Annotated in this window: 13 protein-coding genes; 5 read left to right on the top strand and 8 right to left on the bottom strand. The window is 69.9% G+C overall.

Going from position 1 to position 17,361, the window contains the following annotated elements; all coding sequences use genetic code 11:
• Positions 1-31 precede the first annotated feature (31 nt).
• The 4 genes from J2S35_RS06490 to J2S35_RS06505 form a co-directional block, all read right to left on the bottom strand.
• Positions 32-1,825 carry an ABC transporter ATP-binding protein gene (locus J2S35_RS06490; RefSeq protein WP_309851189.1) on the bottom strand — a complete coding sequence of 598 codons (1,794 nt, stop codon included), beginning with the start codon at positions 1,823-1,825 and terminating at the stop codon, positions 32-34.
• Positions 1,822-3,615 carry an ABC transporter ATP-binding protein gene (locus tag J2S35_RS06495; protein WP_309851191.1) on the bottom strand — a complete coding sequence of 598 codons (1,794 nt, stop codon included), beginning with the start codon at positions 3,613-3,615 and terminating at the stop codon, positions 1,822-1,824. Before J2S35_RS06495 ends, J2S35_RS06490 begins: the two co-directional genes overlap by 4 nt.
• Positions 3,616-4,310: 695 nt before the next feature.
• Positions 4,311-5,222 carry a metallophosphoesterase gene (locus J2S35_RS06500; RefSeq protein WP_309851193.1) on the bottom strand — a complete coding sequence of 304 codons (912 nt, stop codon included), beginning with the start codon at positions 5,220-5,222 and terminating at the stop codon, positions 4,311-4,313.
• The gene (locus J2S35_RS06505; RefSeq protein WP_309851196.1) at positions 5,219-7,372 is read right to left on the bottom strand and encodes a transglycosylase domain-containing protein; all 2,154 of its coding nucleotides are present in this window, start codon (positions 7,370-7,372) and stop codon (positions 5,219-5,221) included. Before J2S35_RS06505 ends, J2S35_RS06500 begins: the two co-directional genes overlap by 4 nt.
• 73 nt (positions 7,373-7,445) lie before the next feature.
• Between J2S35_RS06505 and J2S35_RS06510 the strand changes: the two genes are divergently transcribed.
• Both J2S35_RS06510 and J2S35_RS06515 read left to right on the top strand, forming a co-directional pair.
• Complete coding sequence (locus J2S35_RS06510) at positions 7,446-7,601, top strand: hypothetical protein (RefSeq protein ID WP_309851198.1); 156 nt, start codon at positions 7,446-7,448, stop codon at positions 7,599-7,601.
• A gap of 35 nt (positions 7,602-7,636) precedes the next feature.
• Entirely contained in the window at positions 7,637-8,110 is a 474-nt protein-coding gene (locus tag J2S35_RS06515) for a RidA family protein (RefSeq protein WP_309851202.1), read from the top strand.
• A gap of 141 nt (positions 8,111-8,251) precedes the next feature.
• Here the strand turns inward: J2S35_RS06515 and J2S35_RS06520 are convergent, their stop codons facing one another.
• A complete protein-coding gene (locus tag J2S35_RS06520; protein WP_309851205.1) occupies positions 8,252-8,929 on the bottom strand; it encodes a Crp/Fnr family transcriptional regulator in 678 nt (225 codons plus the stop codon).
• Positions 8,930-9,181: 252 nt separating this feature from the next.
• Between J2S35_RS06520 and J2S35_RS06525 the strand changes: the two genes are divergently transcribed.
• Positions 9,182-10,366, top strand: coding sequence for a MarP family serine protease (locus J2S35_RS06525; protein WP_309851209.1), 1,185 nt, complete (start codon positions 9,182-9,184; stop codon positions 10,364-10,366).
• Here J2S35_RS06525 and aroQ read toward each other — a convergent pair.
• Together aroQ and acs are read right to left on the bottom strand one after the other, a co-directional pair.
• Positions 10,363-10,797: a type II 3-dehydroquinate dehydratase gene (gene aroQ, locus J2S35_RS06530; protein ID WP_309851211.1), complete on the bottom strand. Its 435-nt coding sequence runs from the start codon at positions 10,795-10,797 to the stop codon at positions 10,363-10,365. The two genes, J2S35_RS06525 and aroQ, sit on opposite strands and share 4 nt — an antisense overlap.
• Positions 10,798-10,856: 59 nt before the next feature.
• A complete protein-coding gene (acs, locus tag J2S35_RS06535; protein ID WP_309851214.1) occupies positions 10,857-12,806 on the bottom strand; it encodes an acetate--CoA ligase in 1,950 nt (649 codons plus the stop codon).
• A 217-nt stretch (positions 12,807-13,023) separates the two neighbouring features.
• Here acs and nth point away from each other — a divergent pair, with 217 nt between their 5' ends.
• Together nth and J2S35_RS06545 are read left to right on the top strand one after the other, a co-directional pair.
• Positions 13,024-13,809, top strand: a complete 786-nt coding sequence (gene nth, locus J2S35_RS06540) for an endonuclease III (protein WP_309851216.1) — start codon at positions 13,024-13,026, stop codon at positions 13,807-13,809.
• The gene (locus J2S35_RS06545) at positions 13,802-14,617 is read left to right on the top strand and encodes an NUDIX hydrolase (protein WP_309851218.1); all 816 of its coding nucleotides are present in this window, start codon (positions 13,802-13,804) and stop codon (positions 14,615-14,617) included. Before nth ends, J2S35_RS06545 begins: the two co-directional genes overlap by 8 nt.
• 879 nt (positions 14,618-15,496) lie before the next feature.
• Here J2S35_RS06545 and J2S35_RS06550 read toward each other — a convergent pair.
• Positions 15,497-17,251, bottom strand: coding sequence for a bifunctional 3'-5' exonuclease/DNA polymerase (locus J2S35_RS06550; protein WP_309851221.1), 1,755 nt, complete (start codon positions 17,249-17,251; stop codon positions 15,497-15,499).
• Positions 17,252-17,361: the final 110 nt, after the last annotated feature.

The following is a 17,361-nucleotide window of genomic DNA, read 5'->3' on the forward strand; positions in this document are numbered from 1 at the left end:
AGTTTACGGGGCGAGGGGCGTCAATGACAAATCACGCGAGGGACCGCTGCCATGCGGCGTCCAGCCCGGCGAACTCGCCGCCCTGCGCGATGAGCTCCTCCGGCGTGCCGTCCTCCGCGACCCGGCCCCCACGCACCACGAGAACCCGGTCCGCGATCGCCACCGTCGAGAGGCGGTGCGCGATGATCAGCGCCGTCCGCTCACCCAGGAGCCGCTCCAGACCCTGCTGCACGAGCCGCTCGCTCGGCAGATCAAGGGAACTCGTGGCCTCATCCAGGATGAGCACCGCCGGGTCCGCGAGGAACGCCCGCGCAAACGAGATCAGCTGACGCTGGCCCGCCGAAACGCGGCCGCCCCGCTTCGTCACGTCCGTGTCATACCCGTCCGGCAGCGCGCGAATGAACGCATCCGCGCCCACCGCCGCTGCGGCCGCCTCCACCTCTTCCCGAGTCGCATCCGGCTTGCCGATGGCGATGTTCTCGGCAACCGTCCCCGAGAACAAGTACGCCTCCTGTGTCACCATGACCACGCGCCGCCGCAGGTCCGCGTCCGCGATCTCGCGCACGTCCGTCCCGTCCAGGCGGATGGACCCCTGCGTCACGTCGTAGAACCGACTGATGAGCTTCGCGAGGGTGGACTTGCCTGCGCCCGTCTGCCCGACCACAGCCACGGTCTGCCCCGCGGGGATCCTCAGAGAGAGGTGCTCCACGAGGGTGGACTGGGGCGAGTAGCCGAAGGCGACGTCGTCGAACACAATCTCACCGTGAGGCGACCCGAGAGCCGCGGGACGCTCAGGCTCGGTGAGAGTCTCCGGCTCCTCCAAGAGCCCCGAGACCTTCTCCAGCGCCGACTGCGCGGACTGAAGCGAGGAGATGTACATGAGGAGCGACTGCATGGGCCCGAAGAGACGCTTCGTGGCGAGCGTGACCGCGACGAGGGCGCCGAGGCTCAGGGTGCCGTCGATCGCGCGCCAGCCGCCCCACGCGAGGACCGCCACCATGCAGAGATTCCCCAGGCCCACCATGAGCGGCTGGAGGATGCCGAACAGGCCGATCGTGTTCATCGTCGCCCGCTGGTAGTCCGCCGCCACCGAGGAGTACGCCCCCTCGTTCGAGGCCTCCTTGCGGAAGGACTGGACGGCGCGGATGCCCGTGAACGTCTCCACAAACGTGACAATCAGCCGGGCCGAGTGCGTGCGGGACTCGCGGAACGCCTTCTCCGCCCGCTTCATGAACCACCGCATGAGCCAGATGACGACGACGAGGAACACCGCGATGACAATCCCCGACTGCGGGTCCAGAGCAAGGATCAGGCCCAGCGAGAACACGAGATAGAGCAGCGTGGTCAGGACCTCGGACACGCCGCCGTCGAGGAACTCCTGGAGGGCGTCCATGTCCGAGGTCTGCCGGGAGATTGCGCGCCCAGACGTGTACTTCTCATGAAACGAGACCGGGAGGCGCTGCACCTTCCGGAACAGGTTCTCCCGGATCTCCATGAGGGACGACTGAGACAGAGACGCCGTGAGCCAGGTCGAGAGCCAGAACATGAACCCCATGACCAGGCTCGCCGCCGCGAACAGGCCCACGATGAGCCACAGGGGACCCGGGTCGCCGTCCCGAAGCGCCGGCAGGCCGACGTCGATCCCCTTGGCCAGGAACAGCGGCGTCAGGGCCTCGAGAAGGGACGCCAGGATGGACGTCGCGGCGGTCGCGACGACGAGGGGCCAGCGCGGCTTGAGCGTGCGCCCCATGAGGCGGTAGGCCCGGGAGCGCGCCTGCTTGAGCTCCGCGCCGGTGAGGTCGTCGTTCTCTTCGGTGGCGCTCATGCGGCGCCTCCCTTCGGGGTCTCGTCGGCGGAGGCGGGAGCAGCAGGGACTGGCTCGTCCTCGGGGGCGAAGAGCTCCTCGACGGTCTCGTCCTCGTGGAGACTCGAGATGACGTGGCGGTAGTGCGCGTTCTCCTCGAGGAGCTGCTGGTGCGGGCCCACCGCCGTGATCGTGCCGCCCTCAAGCAGCGCCACGCGGTCCGCAAGGGCCACCGTGGACGGGCGGTGGGCCACGATGAGCGTCGTGGTCTCGGCCAGGGCGTCGCCCAGCTCCGCGATGACCCGCTCCTCCGTGGAGACGTCCAGGGCGGACAGGGGATCGTCCAGCAGCATGATGTCCGGACGGGCCGCCACCGCGCGGGCCAGGGCCAAGCGCTGACGCTGACCGCCGGAGAGGCTCAGCCCCTCCTCGCCGATCTGCGTGTCCGCGCCCTCCGGCAGGCTGGCCACGAACCCGGCCTGAGCCACGCGAAGGGCCTCAGCGAGGGCGGCCTCCCGCTCGTCGTCGTCCGCGGCCGCCGGAACGCCCAAGAGGACGTTCCGCCGCACCGAATCGGAGAAGAGCGTGGCGTCCTCGAACGCCACCGCGATGCGCGTGCGGAGATCCGCCAGCGCGAGGGAGCGCACGTCCGCCCCGTCCACGAGGACCGTGCCCTCCGTGGCCTCGTAGATGCGAGGAATGAGCTGAAGGAGGGTGGACTTGCCGGAGCCCGTCTCTCCGACGAGAGCCATCGTCTCGCCGGGCGTCAGGCGGAGGTTGACGTCGTGGAGGATCGGGGCGGCGTCCGGAGCCGCATCCGGGTACCGGAACCCGACGCCCCGGAGCTCGAGCCGGCCCGACCGCGCGGGGGACTCGGGCTGGGAGGGAGACGCGATGGACGTCGGCTCCCGCATGATCTCCACGTGGCGCTCCAGCGCGGCCTTCGTGGCCACGTACATTCCGATGAACTGGCCCAGCTCCGCGAGCGGGTTGCTCAGCAGGCCCGCAGTCGCGAAGAACGCCACCAGAGTGCCGGGGCTCATCTGGCCCTCGACGACGAGGCGGACGCCGATGAGCAGCGCCGCGGCCATCGTCAGACCAGGCAGGGCCGTGACGACGCCGATAAACCAGCCCAGCGTCGACGCCTTCCCGAGCTCCGCCTGCTTCAGGCCGCTCAGGCGGGCCACGAGCTGGCGGGCGCTGAAGTCCGCCCGGCCGAACGCCTTGAGGATTCGGATGCCCTGGACCGACTCCTCCACCGTGGTGGCGAGCTCGCCCTGGAGGTCCATCACCCTGCGGGAAGCCTGGTGGAAGCGGGTCCGGAAGACCGTGCCGGCGATGAACATCGGGGCCACGATCACCGCGTACAGGAGGAAGAACCGCCAGTCGAGGATGTACATCATGACGAGGCCCACCGCGATGACCACAGCGCTCGAGACCGTCATGACGCTGCCGAACGCGAGATACCGGCGGACCAGGCCCAAGTCGGACATCGAGCGGGAGAGAAGCTGGCCGCTGGACCAGGCGTCGTGGAAGCCCGCAGGGAGGCGCTGAAGGCGGACGAAGAGGTCCTCGCGCATCTGCCGTTCAATCGCCACAGCCGGTTTGACCGTGAACTGCCGGCGGGCGGCGTACATCGCGGCCTCGAGGACGCCGAAGATCGCCATGACCCCGATGCCGGCCATGAGGGTGGCCTTGGTGGGGTGTGCCGCGAGGTCATCGACGAGGACGCGCAGCAGCTGCGGCAGGATCAGGCCCGCGATGCCGCCGAGCGCAGCCGTCAGTGCGCCGAACGCCAAGCGCGGCCACACAGGCCGGGCATACGCCTGCCACGCGTAGCGGATGGGGTGGCCGGGCTCCGGGACGGGCAGGGCCGCCGCGCGCGCCTCCAGCGGGGACGGGGCCTGCGCAGAGTGAGGCTCGCGCCGAGTGCGCGGGTGGGCCTGGGGCGGCGTCTGGGCGTGGAGCTGGGCCCCGGGCTGACCGGGGTGAGCGGGTTGAACTGGCTGAGCGGGTTGAGCGGGCGGGCGGGTATGGGGGAGGGGCTGCGGCTCTGGCTGGCCGAGATCTCGTTGCCCTGCCGCCGTGCTTGCCACCGTGTCCTCGTTTCGCCGCGTCCGCCTCAGTTGGCATGGCTCACCGCCCCCAGCACCCGGGCATGTGGGGTCCATGGGGTCAGCAGGGGGTGCCATGCACGTTACTCAGATCACTCTACGCCGGTTGAGGGGTGCAGCACGAGAGGTGATCGACATGTGTCAATGGGGCGTGGCGGGGCGGCCTTGGCGTGGGCTGTGTGCGCCGCCGCCCGCTGTGTCGCCGATTGGCGTTCGCCCCCGGTGCTGGCGTTCGCCCCGCGCATTGCAGGGGGCCAATGCCAAACGAGGGGGCAAACGGGTGGGGCAGCGGGGTCAATGCCAAACGAGGGGGGCAAACGGGTGGGGCAGCGGGGCCAATGCCAAACGAGGGGGCAAACGGACAGCCCGGTGCGCGCGCGGCGGGCGAGGCCCTAGGCGCGGGCCACAAGGTCGAGAATCACGGCCTCAGGGCGGCAGAACACCCGAACAGGCGCGTACCTCGACTGGCCCAGCCCCGCCGAGACGGTCAGCGGCACCGAGCGGCCACCCGCCGTCCACGTGCTGAGTCCACGCGCCTGGGCGGGCGGCAGGTCGCAGTTGGACACGAGCGCCCGGCCACCCGGCAGACACACCTGGCCCCCGTGCGTGTGGCCCGCGACAAGGAGGTCCGCCCCCGCCTCCGTCATCTCATTGAGGACGGCGACATACGGAGCGTGAGTGACGCCGATGCGGACGGCCGCGTCGTCGTCCCCGAACCCCTGCACCTCATGCCGGTCCAGATGCGGGTCATCCACGCCGGAGAACTCGAGGCGCGTCCCCTTGACCTCGACGCACGCGCGCGCATTGGTCAGCGGCTGCCAGCCGAAGGACTCGAAGCCGGCGAAGAGCTCCCGCCACGGCAGCTCGGGCCGCGCGGGCGCGTTCTTGGACGGTCCCACCAGGTATGCGGCGGGGTTCTTCGGCTTGGGCTCGTAGTAGTCGTTGGAGCCGGGCACGTAGAACCCGCCCGTGCGGGGCAGCTCGCCCAACGTGCGCAGCAGGGGCGGAACCGCGCCGGGGTGGGAGAGGTTGTCCCCCGTGTTGAGGATGAGGTCCGGCCGGTGCTCGCCGAGGGCCTCAAGCCAGGCGGCCTTCCCGTCCTGGCCGGGGACAAAGTGGATGTCGGACAGCTGAAGGATCCGGATCCGCTCCGCGCCGGGCGGCAGCAGCGGCAGCACCTCGGTGCGCACCTCGAACTTCCGGGTCTCGGCAACCGCTGCGGCCAAGAGGGCGACGCCGGCTGCCCCGACGAGGGCGGCCCCCGCCGTGAGACGCGAGGGGGCCGACCGGGGGAAGGACGTCACTGGATGCGGTCCTTGCCGAGCGAGGGCCACCGCGGGTCGTTGACCATGTTCTCCGGCGGGGACGGGAAGTCACCGTGCGGGTAGTGCGGGGCGGCCTGCTTCATGTAGGTCTGCCAGGTGGTGCCAGCGAGGCCGGAGCCGTCCAGCTCCGGGTCCTTCTTGCCGTTGATGATGAGGTCGGCAAGGGAGGTCGAGGCCTCGTTGAAGTTGCCGAGCCACACGGCCGTGGTCAGGCCCTGGGTGGAGCCGATGAACCAGGTCTGGGAACGGAAGTCGTTGGTTCCCGTCTTGGCGGCGGAGGGGTAGTCCAGCTGGCGGCCGCGGCCGGAGCCGTTCTTCATGACCTGCTGCTGGGCGTACAGGGTGCCGTGGGCGACGTCCGTGGGGATGGCCTGCTCGCAGTGCTGCGAGGGGACCGGGTACTTCGTGCCGTCCGGGCCCGTGATGGAGTCGAAGACGAGGTTCTTGCAGAGCTTGCCGTCGTTGTTCCACGTCGCGAACGCGTTGGCCATGGTGATCGGCGCGATGTTCGCCGTGCCGAGGAGGGCCGAGGGCGGGGAGTGGGTGAGGTCGTCCTTGTTGAGGGACTGGCTGTCACCCGGGTGCACGCCCATCTTCATGGCGAGCTCTTGGATCTTGCAGATGTCCAGCTTGGCGGCCGTGGCGAACGTGACGGTGTTGAGAGAGAGGGCCAGTCCGTAGAGGGCCGAGTAGTTGCCGTAGTTCTGGTTGCCGTAGTTCTGCGGCGACCACTGGTCGAGGATCGTGTAGGCACCGCCTGCGAAGCAGGAGCCCTTGAACGTCTGATCCCCGACCTCGTAGGTCTTGCGGGAGGCGTCGACAACCTCGTTCATGGAGTGCCCCTCGGCAAGCCACTGCGAGAAGGTGAACGGCTTGTACGTCGAGCCGGGCTGGAAGCCGCCGGCGCCGCCGCCCGGGTTGCCCGGGTCTCCGCCGATGTACTTGTCCACGTTGAAGTTGAGCGAGGAGACGCCGGTCTCGTTCTCGGCGCCGGCGCCGAGCGTGGTGTTCTGAGCCATGGCCAGGACGCGACCGGTCCCGGGCTGGACGGTCACGGCGGCGTGCCCGACGTTCGGGTCGGACTGCTTGGTGCTGGCGGTGGCCTCGATGGCCTCCTGGGCGGACTTCTGCAGGCGCGAGTCCAGCGTGGTCTTGATGACCAGGCCGCCGCGGTTGAGCAGCTTCTGGCGCTCGGCGCGGGTCTTGCCGTAGGCGGGGTCCGCGAGGAACTGGTACGTGACCCACTGGCAGAAGTAGGGGGCCATCTTGGCGCCGTAGCAGCCCTGGGAGCGCGGCGTGATCCGCAGATTCAGGGGCTCCTTGACGGCTGCGTCGTACTGGGCCTTGGTGATGCGCTTGGTCGTGAGCATGCGGCCGAGAACGATGTTCCGGCGCTTCGTCGCAGCCTCCGGGTGGGCCACGGGGTCATACACGGACGGGCCGTTGACCACACCGGCGAGCAGGGCCCCCTCAGTCAGGGAGAGGTCCTTTGCGCTCTTGTTGAAGAAGTACTGGCTGGCGGCCTCGATGCCGTAGGCGCGGCCGTTGAACTGCACCACGTTGAGGTAGCCCTCGAGGATCTCGTCCTTGCTCATCTTCTTCTCCACGGACACCGCGAGGCGGATCTCCTGGAGCTTGTCGAGGACGGTCTTCGAGCCGTTGTACGTGGGCGCTTCTCCGTTGGAGATGCGGATGTCGTTGAGAACGTTCGTCACGTACTGCTGCGTGAGGGTCGAGGCGCCGCGGGAGGTGCCGGAGGTGGAGTTCGAGAAGAGCGCCGCGGCGATGCCCTTGGGGTCCACGCCGCCGTGGTCGTAGAAGCGGTCATCCTCGATGGCCAACAGGGCGCCGGTCATGTTCTTGCTGACCTGGTCCAGCTTCACCGGGACGCGGTTCTCCGAGTACATCTCGGCGATGACCGTGCCGTCGCTCGCCTGGATCTGGGACGCCTGGGACAGCTTCTGCGGGGAGAACTCGGCCGGCAGGTTGTCGAAAAACTCGATCGACTTGCTGGCACCCGTGCCCGTCGCGGCGGCCAGCGGCACGAGGAGGCCGGCCGTGAGCACGCCGCAGAGCACGCTCACGAGCAGGAAAGCCATGAACTTGCCCAGGGTGGTCGCGGTGTTCAAGAGTGGGCCTGAGCCCCGCCGGTTTCCAGATGCCATGCGCATCAGTCTACAAGCGCGCACTAGGCTAGAGAATATGACCACTTGGGAATACCTGACCGCGCCCCTGCTCATCCACACGACCAAGCAGATCCTTGACAACTTCGGCTCCGAGGGCTGGGAGCTCGTCACCGTTGTCCCCGGCCCTGAAGGCAAGGGCCTCGTGGCTTACTTCAAGCGCCCCAAGGCCTAAGGCCGGGGGATCTCAGAGCGAGTACAGGAGAGTCCATGACTACACAGACCGTTGAAGAGCGCATCGCAGAACTCGGGCTGACTCTGCCCGCCGTCGCCGCGCCCGTCGCAAGCTACGTCCCGGCCGTCCAGACCGGTTCCTACGTCTACACGGCGGGCCAGCTGCCGTTCGTCGACGGCGCCCTGGAGACCACGGGCAAGGTCGGCTCCGACGTCGAGGTCGAGGACGCGGCGCGGCTTGCCGCCACATGCGCCCTCAATGCTCTCGCCGCCGTGAAGTCCGTCATCGGCGACCTCGACCGCATCACGCGCGTCGTCAAGGTCGTCGGCTTCGTTGCGTCCGACCCGAGCTTCACCCTCCAGCCCCACGTCATCAACGGCGCGAGCAACCTGCTGACCGAGATCCTCGGTGACCGCGGCGTTCACGCCCGCAGCGCTGTCGGCGTCGCCGTCCTGCCCCTGGACGCGCCCGTCGAGGTGGAGCTCATCGTGGAGGTTGCGGGCGAGTAGCCTCCCGCCTGGCCCGACAGAAAGCCCCCGGCACTGCTGCCGGGGGCTTTCTGTCATGCCAGCTGTCTTCGGTTGGGGCGGCGCGGCGGGCGCGCGTCGCGTGCTCCCAGCGTCATGAGGGCGACGACGGGGCCGCGGGGGTCAGCGCGAGCGGCCCCGGAGGCGGTTGAGGTCAAGGATGACCACCGCGCGGGCCTCGAGGCGCAGCCAGCCGCGCTGGACGAACTCGGCGAGGGCCTTGTTGACGGTCTCGCGTGAGGCGCCGACGAGCTGCGCGAGCTCCTCCTGGGTGAGCTCGTGGGGCACGAGGACGCCGTCCTGGGCGGGGCGGCCGAAGCGGTCCGCCAGGTCAAGGAGGGCCTTGGCCACACGGCCCGGCACATCCGAGAAGACGAGGTCCGCGAGGGACTCGTTGGTGCGGCGGAGGCGGCGGGCGAGCGCCTGGAGGAGCTGCGTGGAGACCTCGGGGCGGGTCTGGAGGACGTCCCGGAGGTTCTCGTGCTTGAGCCCAACGAGGCGCGTCTCGGAGACAGCCGTGGCGGTTGCGGTGCGGGGGCTCGGGTCGAAGAGAGCCATCTCGCCGAAGATCTCGCCCGGGCCGAGGATCGCGAGGAGGTTCTCCCGGCCGTCAGGGGCGCGGCGGCCCAGCTTGATCTTGCCGGAGAGGATGAAGTAGAGCTGATCGCCCTGGTCCCCCTCCTTGAACAGCGAGGAGCCGCGCGTGAGGTTGACCTCGGTGAGCTCCTTCGTAAGCAGGGCGAAGGCGTCGTCGCCGATAGACGCGAAGAGAGGAGCGCGGCGCAGGACCTCGAGTTCCATGATTTCTCCTAGGACAGCTGATGTGGAGCGGGGTCCGCCGGCGGGTTCGTGGCGAGACCATCCCCGGCGGGCGGGTCTTCCTTCACATTCTGCCTGATATTGCGCCTCAGTTGCACCTGTCACAGCGAAGAGGCGCCGCCCACAGCCCCGTCCCCGTGTTCACACAGCGAAACGAAGGGCGGGCCTGTCAAAGTGGAACATGGTGCCGATCAGGACTCTCCGGCGCCAGGAAAGGCACACAGGTCAGACTGCATGAACCACTTCACCCTCCTTGACGCGGCCCTCCTCCTCGGCATCGGCCTCTACGTCCTCGCGGGCTTCCGCCGCGGCCTGCTCACGGCTGGCGGCGCCCTCGTCGGGTTCGTCGTTGGCGCGGTTCTGGCCATGAGCGCGGCTCCGTGGGTCGCCTCGAAGATCTCGTCCCAGGGCCTCCGCTTTGTGGCCGTGGCCACCGTCGTCGTCCTCCTCCTCAGCCTCTTCGCTGGGCTGGGGCGCCGTGCCGGCCAGGGCGTTCGCAGCGCCATCTCGTGGCGCCCGGCGAGGGCCGTTGACGGGCTCGGCGGGGGTGCGCTCCACCTGGGGATCGCGGTCCTGCTCATCGCGCTCATGTCGTTCGGCGCCAACTCGCTCGGCATCAGCGCCGTGTCACGCGCGGTCGCCACGTCCCCGGTCCTCCAGGCCATCGAGCGCCACACGCCGGACAGCGTTCAGAGCGCGTTCGCGCAGCTGCGGTCGCCCGCCCTCGCCGAGACCCTGCCGCAGATCAGCGGCGCCATCCTGCCGGGCGGAGTCAAGGCGGGTGCGGACGAGAGCGCCCAGACGGACGCCGTCAAGGCCGCCAGCGCCTCCGTGGTCCGCGTGAGCGGCGTGGCGTCCCAGTGCGCGCAGTCCCAGTACGGGTCAGGGTTCGTCGTGGCTCAGGACCGCGTGGTGACCAATGCCCACGTTGTGGCGGGCGTCTCCGACGTCGTCGTGGAAGTTCCCGGCTCAGAGGCCGTCTCGGGGCATGTGGTGTACTACAGCGCCGCGAAGGACCTTGCCGTCATCGCCACGAACGGGCTCCAGGCCGCGCCGCTGCCCACGAGCACGGGGGCGACGCGGGGCGAGTCCGTGGCGTTCGCGGGCTACCCCCTAGGAGGCCCGCTGACGGTCCGAGCGGGCGCCGTCCAGGGGCTGACGAAGATCGACGTGGACCGCGGAGGCTCCACGACCGCGCACGGCCTTCAGGTCTACTCGCTGGCGGGCAACGTGGAGCAGGGCAACTCCGGCGGGCCGCTTCTCAACCTTGACGGCGAGATCGTCGGGGCGATCTTCGCCAAGTCCACCACGCAGGCCAAGGTCGGCTACGCCCTGACGATGGACGAGCTCGGCCCCGTCATTGACGCAGCCCCCACCCTCACCGAGCCTGTGGCGAACGGCACCTGCACGCAGGGCTAGTCCGCCGCCTGGGCGGCGAGGAGGTCGATCGCATACCCGTAGCCCGCGGGGCCAGCGCCGAGAATGACGGCCCGGCACACGGGGGACAGGTAGGAGTGGTGGCGGAACTCTTCCCGGGCGTGCGTGTTGCTCAAGTGGACCTCGACCGTGGGCACCGAGACGCCCGCGATGGCGTCACGCAGGGCCACGGACGTGTGGGTGTAGGCGCCGGCGTTGATGACGATCCCCGTGAAGCCCCGTGCGGCGTGGATCGCATCGACGAGGTCGCCCTCGTGGTTGGACTGCATGAACGTGATCTCGGCCCCCGCCTTGGCACCGGCCTCGCGGCACAGGTCCTCAATGTCGGCGAGGGTCTGCGAACCGTAGACCTCGGGCTCACGAGTGCCGAGGAGGTTCAGGTTGGGCCCGTTGAGGACGGCGATGCGCTTCATGGGACCAGGGTAGCGCCCGGGGGAGCAGCGCGTGGCGCCGCTCCCCCGGATTGTGGGTGCTACTTCGTGGACGAGTTCCGCATGTCCTCGGCGATCTGCCGCATGACGCCGGGGTCCGCGAGAGTCATCGTGTCCCCGACCTCGCGGCCCTCCGCCACGTCCTTGAGGAGGCGGCGCATGATCTTGCCGGAGCGGGTCTTCGGCAGCTCCGGGGTGACGAGGACGTTGCGCGGCTTGGCGATCGGGCCGATCTCCTTGCCCACGTGGGCCCGCAGTGTCGCTTGAACGTCCTCGCCGTCCCGGACGGCCTGCTCCCCGGCCTCCTGGAGCATGACGAACGCGACGACAGCCTCACCCGTGGTCTCGTCCGAGGCGCCGATGACGGCCGCCTCGGCCACGTACGGGTGGCCCACGAGCGCGGACTCGATCTCAGTCGACGACAAGCGGTGGCCGGAGACGTTCATGACGTCGTCCACGCGACCCAGAAGCCAGATGTCTCCGTCTTCGTCCCGCTTGGCCCCGTCCCCGGCGAAGTACATGCCCTCGAAGCGGGACCAGTAGGTGCTCTTGAAACGCTCCGGGTCGCCCCAGATGCCGCGCAGCATGGACGGCCACGGCTTGCGGATGACGAGGAAGCCGGCCTGGCCGTTGGGCAGGGGGTCCCCGAGCTCGTCAACGACGTCGATCTCCACGCCCGGGACCGGCTGCTGGGCAGAGCCCGGCTTGAGGGCGTGGACGCTCGGGAGAGGCGTGAGCATCTGTGCCCCGGTCTCCGTCTGCCACCACGTGTCCACGATGGGGCAGCGCCCAGCCCCGATGACCCGGTGGTACCAGAGCCAGGCCTCCGGGTTGATGGACTCGCCGACGGAGCCGAGGAGGCGAAGCGAGCTGAGATCATACTTCGCCGGGATGTCCTCGCCCCACTTCATGAACGTGCGGATGGCCGTGGGCGCGGTGTAGAGGATCGACACCTTGTACTTCTCGACAATCTCCCACCAGCGGCCCTCGTGAGGCGTGTTGGGCGTGCCCTCGTACATGACCTGGGTGGCGCCGTTGACGAGCGGAGCGTAGGCCACGTAGCTGTGGCCCGTCACCCATCCGACATCCGCCGTGCACCAGAAGACATCGGTCTCCGGCTTGAGGTCGAAGGTCGCCCGGAACGTCTGCGCGCCCTGCGTCAGGTACCCGCCGGTCGTGTGCAGGATGCCCTTCGGCTTCCCCGTGGTGCCAGAGGTGTAGAGGATGAAGAGGGGGTTCTCGGCGTCGAACGCCTTCGCCTCGTGCTCCTCGCTCGCGGAGCCGACGACGTCCTCCCACCAGACGTCTCGTCCCTCGACGAACTCGACCGGCTCGCCGTTGCGCTTGACCACCACCACGTTCTGCACGGTGTGGCCCTCCCGCTCCAGAGCCTGGTCCACCGTGGGCTTGAGGCGGGTGGGCTGACCGCGCCTATAGGAGCCGTCGGCGGTCACGACGAGCTTGGCCTCGGCGTCGTCCACCCTCTGACGCAGAGCGTCAGGCGAGAACCCGCCGAAGACGACGCTGTGCACCGCGCCCAGGCGAGCGCAGGCGAGCATCGTGATGACGGCCTCGGGGATCATCGGCAGGTACACCGCCACCCGGTCACCCTGGGAGACGCCGAGAGAGGCGAACGCGTTGGCGGCCTTCTTCACCTCCCGCGTCAGGTCCGCGTACGTGTAGGTGCGGGTGTCCCCGGGCTCGCCCTCGAAGTAGATGGCCACCCGGTCCCCGTTGCCCGCCTCGACGTGGCGGTCCAGGGCGTTGTACGCGGCGTTGAGCTTGCCGCCGACGAACCAGCGGGCGAAAGGGGCGTCAGACCAGTCGAGGGTCTGGGTGAAGTCCGTGTCCCACGTGAGGACATCGCGGGCCGTCTTGGCCCAGAACGCCTCCGCGTCCCGCCCCTCCTCAAGCAGCTCGGCGCCGTACCTGGCGTTGGCCGTGAACTCCTCGCTCGGCGGGAATGTCTTCTGAACGGCGTCGTGACTCATTGCGCTGTGCGTCCTTTCCGCGATGATCTCGAGTCCGCGATGACCCAAGTCCGTGGTCGTGATGAGAATCACGTTAGCGCATGCGACTGCGTGGCGAGCCGTCGATGACGAAAACGTGGACAGCGTCGTCGTCCATGAGAGCGCGCAGGCTCGTAGAGTGGAGGAACCCTGCCGCGCGAGGCGCGGCACACCCCACGCCAACCGAGAGGACGCACGGATGACGCGAGAGGAGACCCCGCTGGGGCTCACGCGCAGGGCTCGGAAGATCAACCGCATCCTCGCCGAGTTCTACCCGTACGCGGTGCCGGAGCTGGACTTCGAGAACGCGTTCGAGCTGCTCGTGGCCACCGTCCTGTCTGCGCAGACCACCGACGTGCGGGTCAACGAGGTCACGCCTGTGCTCTTCGCCCGCTACCCGGACGCGCACGCGCTCGCGGACGCCCGCGTGGAGGATGTCGAGAACATCATCCGGCCCACGGGTTTCTTCCGCGCCAAGACCGCGAGCATCCTGGGGCTCTCCGCCGCCCTCGTGGAGCGTCACGGGGGAGAGGTGCCAGCGCGGCTCAAAGACCTCGTGCTCCTGCCCGGTGTGGGGCGCAAGACCGCGAACGTCGTGCTGCACGGCGCGTTCGGGGTCCCGGGCATCACCGTGGACACGCACTTCGGACGCCTGGCCCGGCGGCTCGGGTTCACCGACCTGGAGGACCCGGTCAAGGTGGAGCACGCCGTGGCCGCCCTGTTCCCCCGCAAGGACTGGTCCGTCCTGTCCCAGAACCTCGTGTTCCACGGGCGGCGGATCTGCCACGCTCGGCGGCCGGCCTGCGGGATCTGCCCCATTGCGGCCCTGTGTCCGAGCAGGGGGATCGGCGAGATGGACCCCGTGGCCGCGGCGGCGCTCGGCAAGTACGAGCTGGCGCCGGGCCGCGAGGAGCTGCGCGAGCACATGCTGGCAGGCAAGACCCGCCGCGAGCTGCGCGCCATGGGATACGCGCTCAATGCGTGAGTCTGGGGCGCTCGAGGCGGAGGCAGGCCTGGCCGGAGCGGCCAGAGGGGCTGACGCTTCGGGGCCGGCCGGGCCGGTTGAGGGGGCCCGGGCTGGCGGGCCGCTTGGTGAAGGCGCTCCGCTTGGCGAGGCCGGGCCGGGCGGCCTGTCCGGGGACCCCAGGGAGGATCTACGGCGCCTCGTGGCCCGAGCCTCCGATGGGGGCGTGCCCCGCCTGGCCCGCATGCGCCGCGACTACACGGGCTCCCGTGGCGCCCGCGACGAGGGCAGTCAGGCCAGCGTCCTCATCCTCTTCGGCATGGTGGGCGGCGAGTTGAGCGTCCTCCTCACGCAGCGCGCGGCCACGCTGCGCACCCACGCGGGCCAGGTCGCCTTCCCCGGTGGCCGGCAGGATCCTGGGGACGACGACGCCGTGGCCGCCGCCGTGCGCGAGGCCGAGGAGGAGACCGGCCTCGTTCCGGGCGACTACACCGTCCTCGGCGCACTGGACCCCGTCCCCGTAGCCGTGTCCGGCTACCTCGTGACGCCGGTCATCGGGTGGTGGGACTCGCCCCGAGTGCTTGACCCTGTGGACGCGGCCGAGACCGCGCGCGTCTTCACGGTCCCGGTGTCCGAGCTGCTGAGGCCCGAGGTCCGGGTCCGCACGGAGCTGCGGCGGGGGACGAGCGTCTTCAAGGGGCCGGGCTTTGAGGTGTCCGAGACTCTTGTGTGGGGGTTCACGGGATTCCTCCTCGAGGCCGTGCTGGAGGAGCTCGGCTGGGCCGGGCCGGCGGCGCCGGAGCGGACGATCAACCCCCTGGACTATTAGGTGGGGTTTGGGCTGCGGGTGATCCCGGGCTCCCGCTGGGCGCGGTGATTGTCTGGAAGGACTGAGTGAATCAAGCGCCCATCCGGGCCCAGAGGTGCGGAGATCGGAATTGACATGAAAGCCTCGCATCGGGCTTACTGTGTGCTACGGATCACTTTTGCCATGTGAGAATAGTTCGCCTGGCGCCGTATTCCTCCAAGGGGATGTCACATGGGCAAGACGGTATTTTCGCGCTCTCGGTACCTCGCAGGTCACAGGCGCGCCCACATCGTTGGGGATCTTCCCGCCCGATCAGGCCTGCCCGTCCGAGCGTCCGTCCTTGCGCTGGCAGTGGCGGCTGCCGGGGCAGGCCTCTCGGGCTGTGCGGGCACAGACCGAGACGCCGGTCCTTCAGCGGCCACGCCTTCCTCAAGCGCAGCTCCCTCCGCGGTGAGTTCGCATGCGGCAACCGGCCCCAGCGCGGCCCCCGATGCCGCGTCGCCGAGTGGCGCCAGCACGTCGTCGTCCTCTCCGCACGCGGTTCCGGCGGTGCTTCACTACGTGCCCGGAAAAGAGGCCGGCGCGAACAGCTCTGGCCCCATCACTGTCTTTCTGGACAGCCAGCGGGGCTCCCTGACCGTTTCTCACGTGAGATTCCCGGAGGCACGGGCCATTCTCTGGCTGAAATGCACCGGGGGAGGAATGGTGACTGTTGAGGTCAAAGGGCACGCGGGATTCTCATCAGGGTGCGACTCCGCAGACCACGTGATCCGCCATTCTTTCCCAATGGACGGCGTGACAGCGGCCGACGTGTCAGTCCGGGCCAGCCCCGCTCAGACGTGGTCGTTGACTGTTCAGGGCACCTCAAAGACGGACGCGCCCAGCTCCTAGGCGCTCCGCCTACTCCTTCGTCTCCGCGTAGACCGTGACCGCCGCCGTGGACAGAGGGAAGTCCACGGGGATCTCGCCGAACATGGTGCGCGTGGCCTGGTCCGCGGCCTCGGAGACGAGGCGGACCGCCGCGTCCACGGCGTCCTCGTCCACGTGCAGGATGACCTCGTCATGGAGGAAGTAGACGAGCTCCGCCGTGGGTCGAGGTCCCGCCCCGCCGAACTCGTCGAGGAGGCGGGTCCTGATGGTCCCAAGCCAGCAGAGCGCCCACTCTGCGGCCGTTCCCTGGACGACGAAGTTCCGCGCGAACCGGCCGCGGGCCTTGGCGCCGGCCCCCTCGGGCGCGGACCGAGGGACCGGGTCGAGGCTCTCCGCCTGCGCCTGGCTCACCCCGTCAACGGGCGTGCCCCGGCCGAGAAGGCTCTGCACCTGTAGGCCGAGTTCGCCGTCATGCGCCGCCTTCGCAACGAGGGCCACCGCCTGCGGGTACGCCCGCGAGAGCACGGGCATGTAGGCGCCAGCCTCCCCCGTCGTCGCTCCGTAGATGGCGCCGAGGACCGCGATCTTCGCGTGGCCGCGCTGCCCCTCGAAGGCCTCGTCCGCGATGTTCTGATAGAGGTCGTGGCCGCGAGCAGCCTCGGCGAGGGCGGAGTCGCGGCTCATCGCGGCGAGGACGCGGGGCTCCAGCTGGGAGACGTCGGCGACGACAAGCCGCCGTCCGGGGTCGGCCCGGACCGTGGCGCGCAGCTCCCGCGGCAACTGCATGAGGCCACCGCCGAGGGAGACCCAGCGGCCGCTCGGGACCCCGCCGGGGACGTACTCGCTCCGCAGGCGCCCACCGTGCACCCAGGTGTCCAGCCAGGCCCAGCCGTTCGCCGTGGCGAGGCGTGAGACCTTTTTGTAGTCGAGGATGCGGGCGATGGCCTCGTGGTCCGCGAGGGGGCGCAGCTCCCATTTCCGGGTTGAGGATACGCCGAAGCCCGCGCGCTTGAGGGCGCGGAGCAGGTCAGCGGGGGAGTCCGGGTTGACGGGGCCGACGCCAAGCAGCCGTTCGATCTCCTGGGCGCGGAGCTCCAGCTCGCGGGGCCGAACGCCGTCGGGAACCCGGGGGCCGACCCGCTCGACGAGGAGGCGCTCGTGCTCGGCGCGGTCCCACGGGAGCCCGTCGTACTCGAGGTCTGCCGCGACGAGGGCGCCGGCGGACTCGGCACGGACGAGGAGGCCGAGCCGGCGAGGATCGGCGCTCGCCGCGATGGCCTCGATCTGGGCGCGGTACTCGCGCGCGACGTCGTGAACGCTCGTGGCCGTCCGCGCGTTGTGTCCACGGGCGCTCGCGTTGGGCAGGCCCGGGACGGGGGCGGGGCGGCCGCGGCCGGGCGTTGCCGCCTCGAAGAGTGCGTCCTGGGACATGGGAGCCTCGCGCAGCCAGGGGCGGTCCTCGGGGTCCGCGGCGAGGCGGGGCTCAGCGGCGGCCCGGAGCGAGCGGACGTAGGGGGAGTCCGGGGAGAACGGGGAGTTGCGGAGGATGCGGCGGATGAGCCAGAGGTCATGCGCGCGGCGCAGCCGCAGGCCGAGCGTGCGCAGCTCGATGCAGGGGTACCGCGAGCGCTCCAGGACATACGTCTGGGCAGCGTTGTCGGGGTGACGGGCCATGCTGACGAACCGCTCGGGGGTGAGGCGGCGCGGCTCCGAGGCGGGCTGGCCGTCTGGGCGGAGGAGCTGCACGTCGAAGCCCTCGGCGGCGCGGAAGACGGCGATGGGCATGAACCCAGTATGCCGGGCGGGGGCAGGGGAAGGGTCTTCGGGTGGCGCGCGCGGGGTCGGGGCGGGGCGCCCCGGCTGGCGGTTGGTCCTCCACAGGGGACGACGACGGG

It is taken from the genome of Falsarthrobacter nasiphocae (assembly GCF_031456275.1).
GTDB lineage: Bacteria > Actinomycetota > Actinomycetes > Actinomycetales > Micrococcaceae > Falsarthrobacter > Falsarthrobacter nasiphocae.

Excerpts from the sequence above, each read along its gene's own strand:
- J2S35_RS06490 (WP_309851189.1), bottom strand. The coding sequence starts at position 1,825 with ATGAGCGCCACCGAAGAGAACGACGACCTCACCGGCGCGGAGCTCAAG.
- J2S35_RS06510 (WP_309851198.1), top strand. The coding sequence starts at position 7,446 with ATGACCACTTGGGAATACCTGACCGCGCCCCTGCTCATCCACACGACC.
- J2S35_RS06515 (WP_309851202.1), top strand. The coding sequence starts at position 7,637 with ATGACTACACAGACCGTTGAAGAGCGCATCGCAGAACTCGGGCTGACT.
- J2S35_RS06520 (WP_309851205.1), bottom strand. The coding sequence starts at position 8,929 with ATGGAACTCGAGGTCCTGCGCCGCGCTCCTCTCTTCGCGTCTATCGGC.
- J2S35_RS06525 (WP_309851209.1), top strand. The coding sequence starts at position 9,182 with ATGAACCACTTCACCCTCCTTGACGCGGCCCTCCTCCTCGGCATCGGC.
- aroQ (WP_309851211.1), bottom strand. The coding sequence starts at position 10,797 with ATGAAGCGCATCGCCGTCCTCAACGGGCCCAACCTGAACCTCCTCGGC.
- acs (WP_309851214.1), bottom strand. The coding sequence starts at position 12,806 with ATGAGTCACGACGCCGTTCAGAAGACATTCCCGCCGAGCGAGGAGTTC.
- nth (WP_309851216.1), top strand. The coding sequence starts at position 13,024 with ATGACGCGAGAGGAGACCCCGCTGGGGCTCACGCGCAGGGCTCGGAAG.
- J2S35_RS06545 (WP_309851218.1), top strand. The coding sequence starts at position 13,802 with ATGCGTGAGTCTGGGGCGCTCGAGGCGGAGGCAGGCCTGGCCGGAGCG.
- J2S35_RS06550 (WP_309851221.1), bottom strand. The coding sequence starts at position 17,251 with ATGCCCATCGCCGTCTTCCGCGCCGCCGAGGGCTTCGACGTGCAGCTC.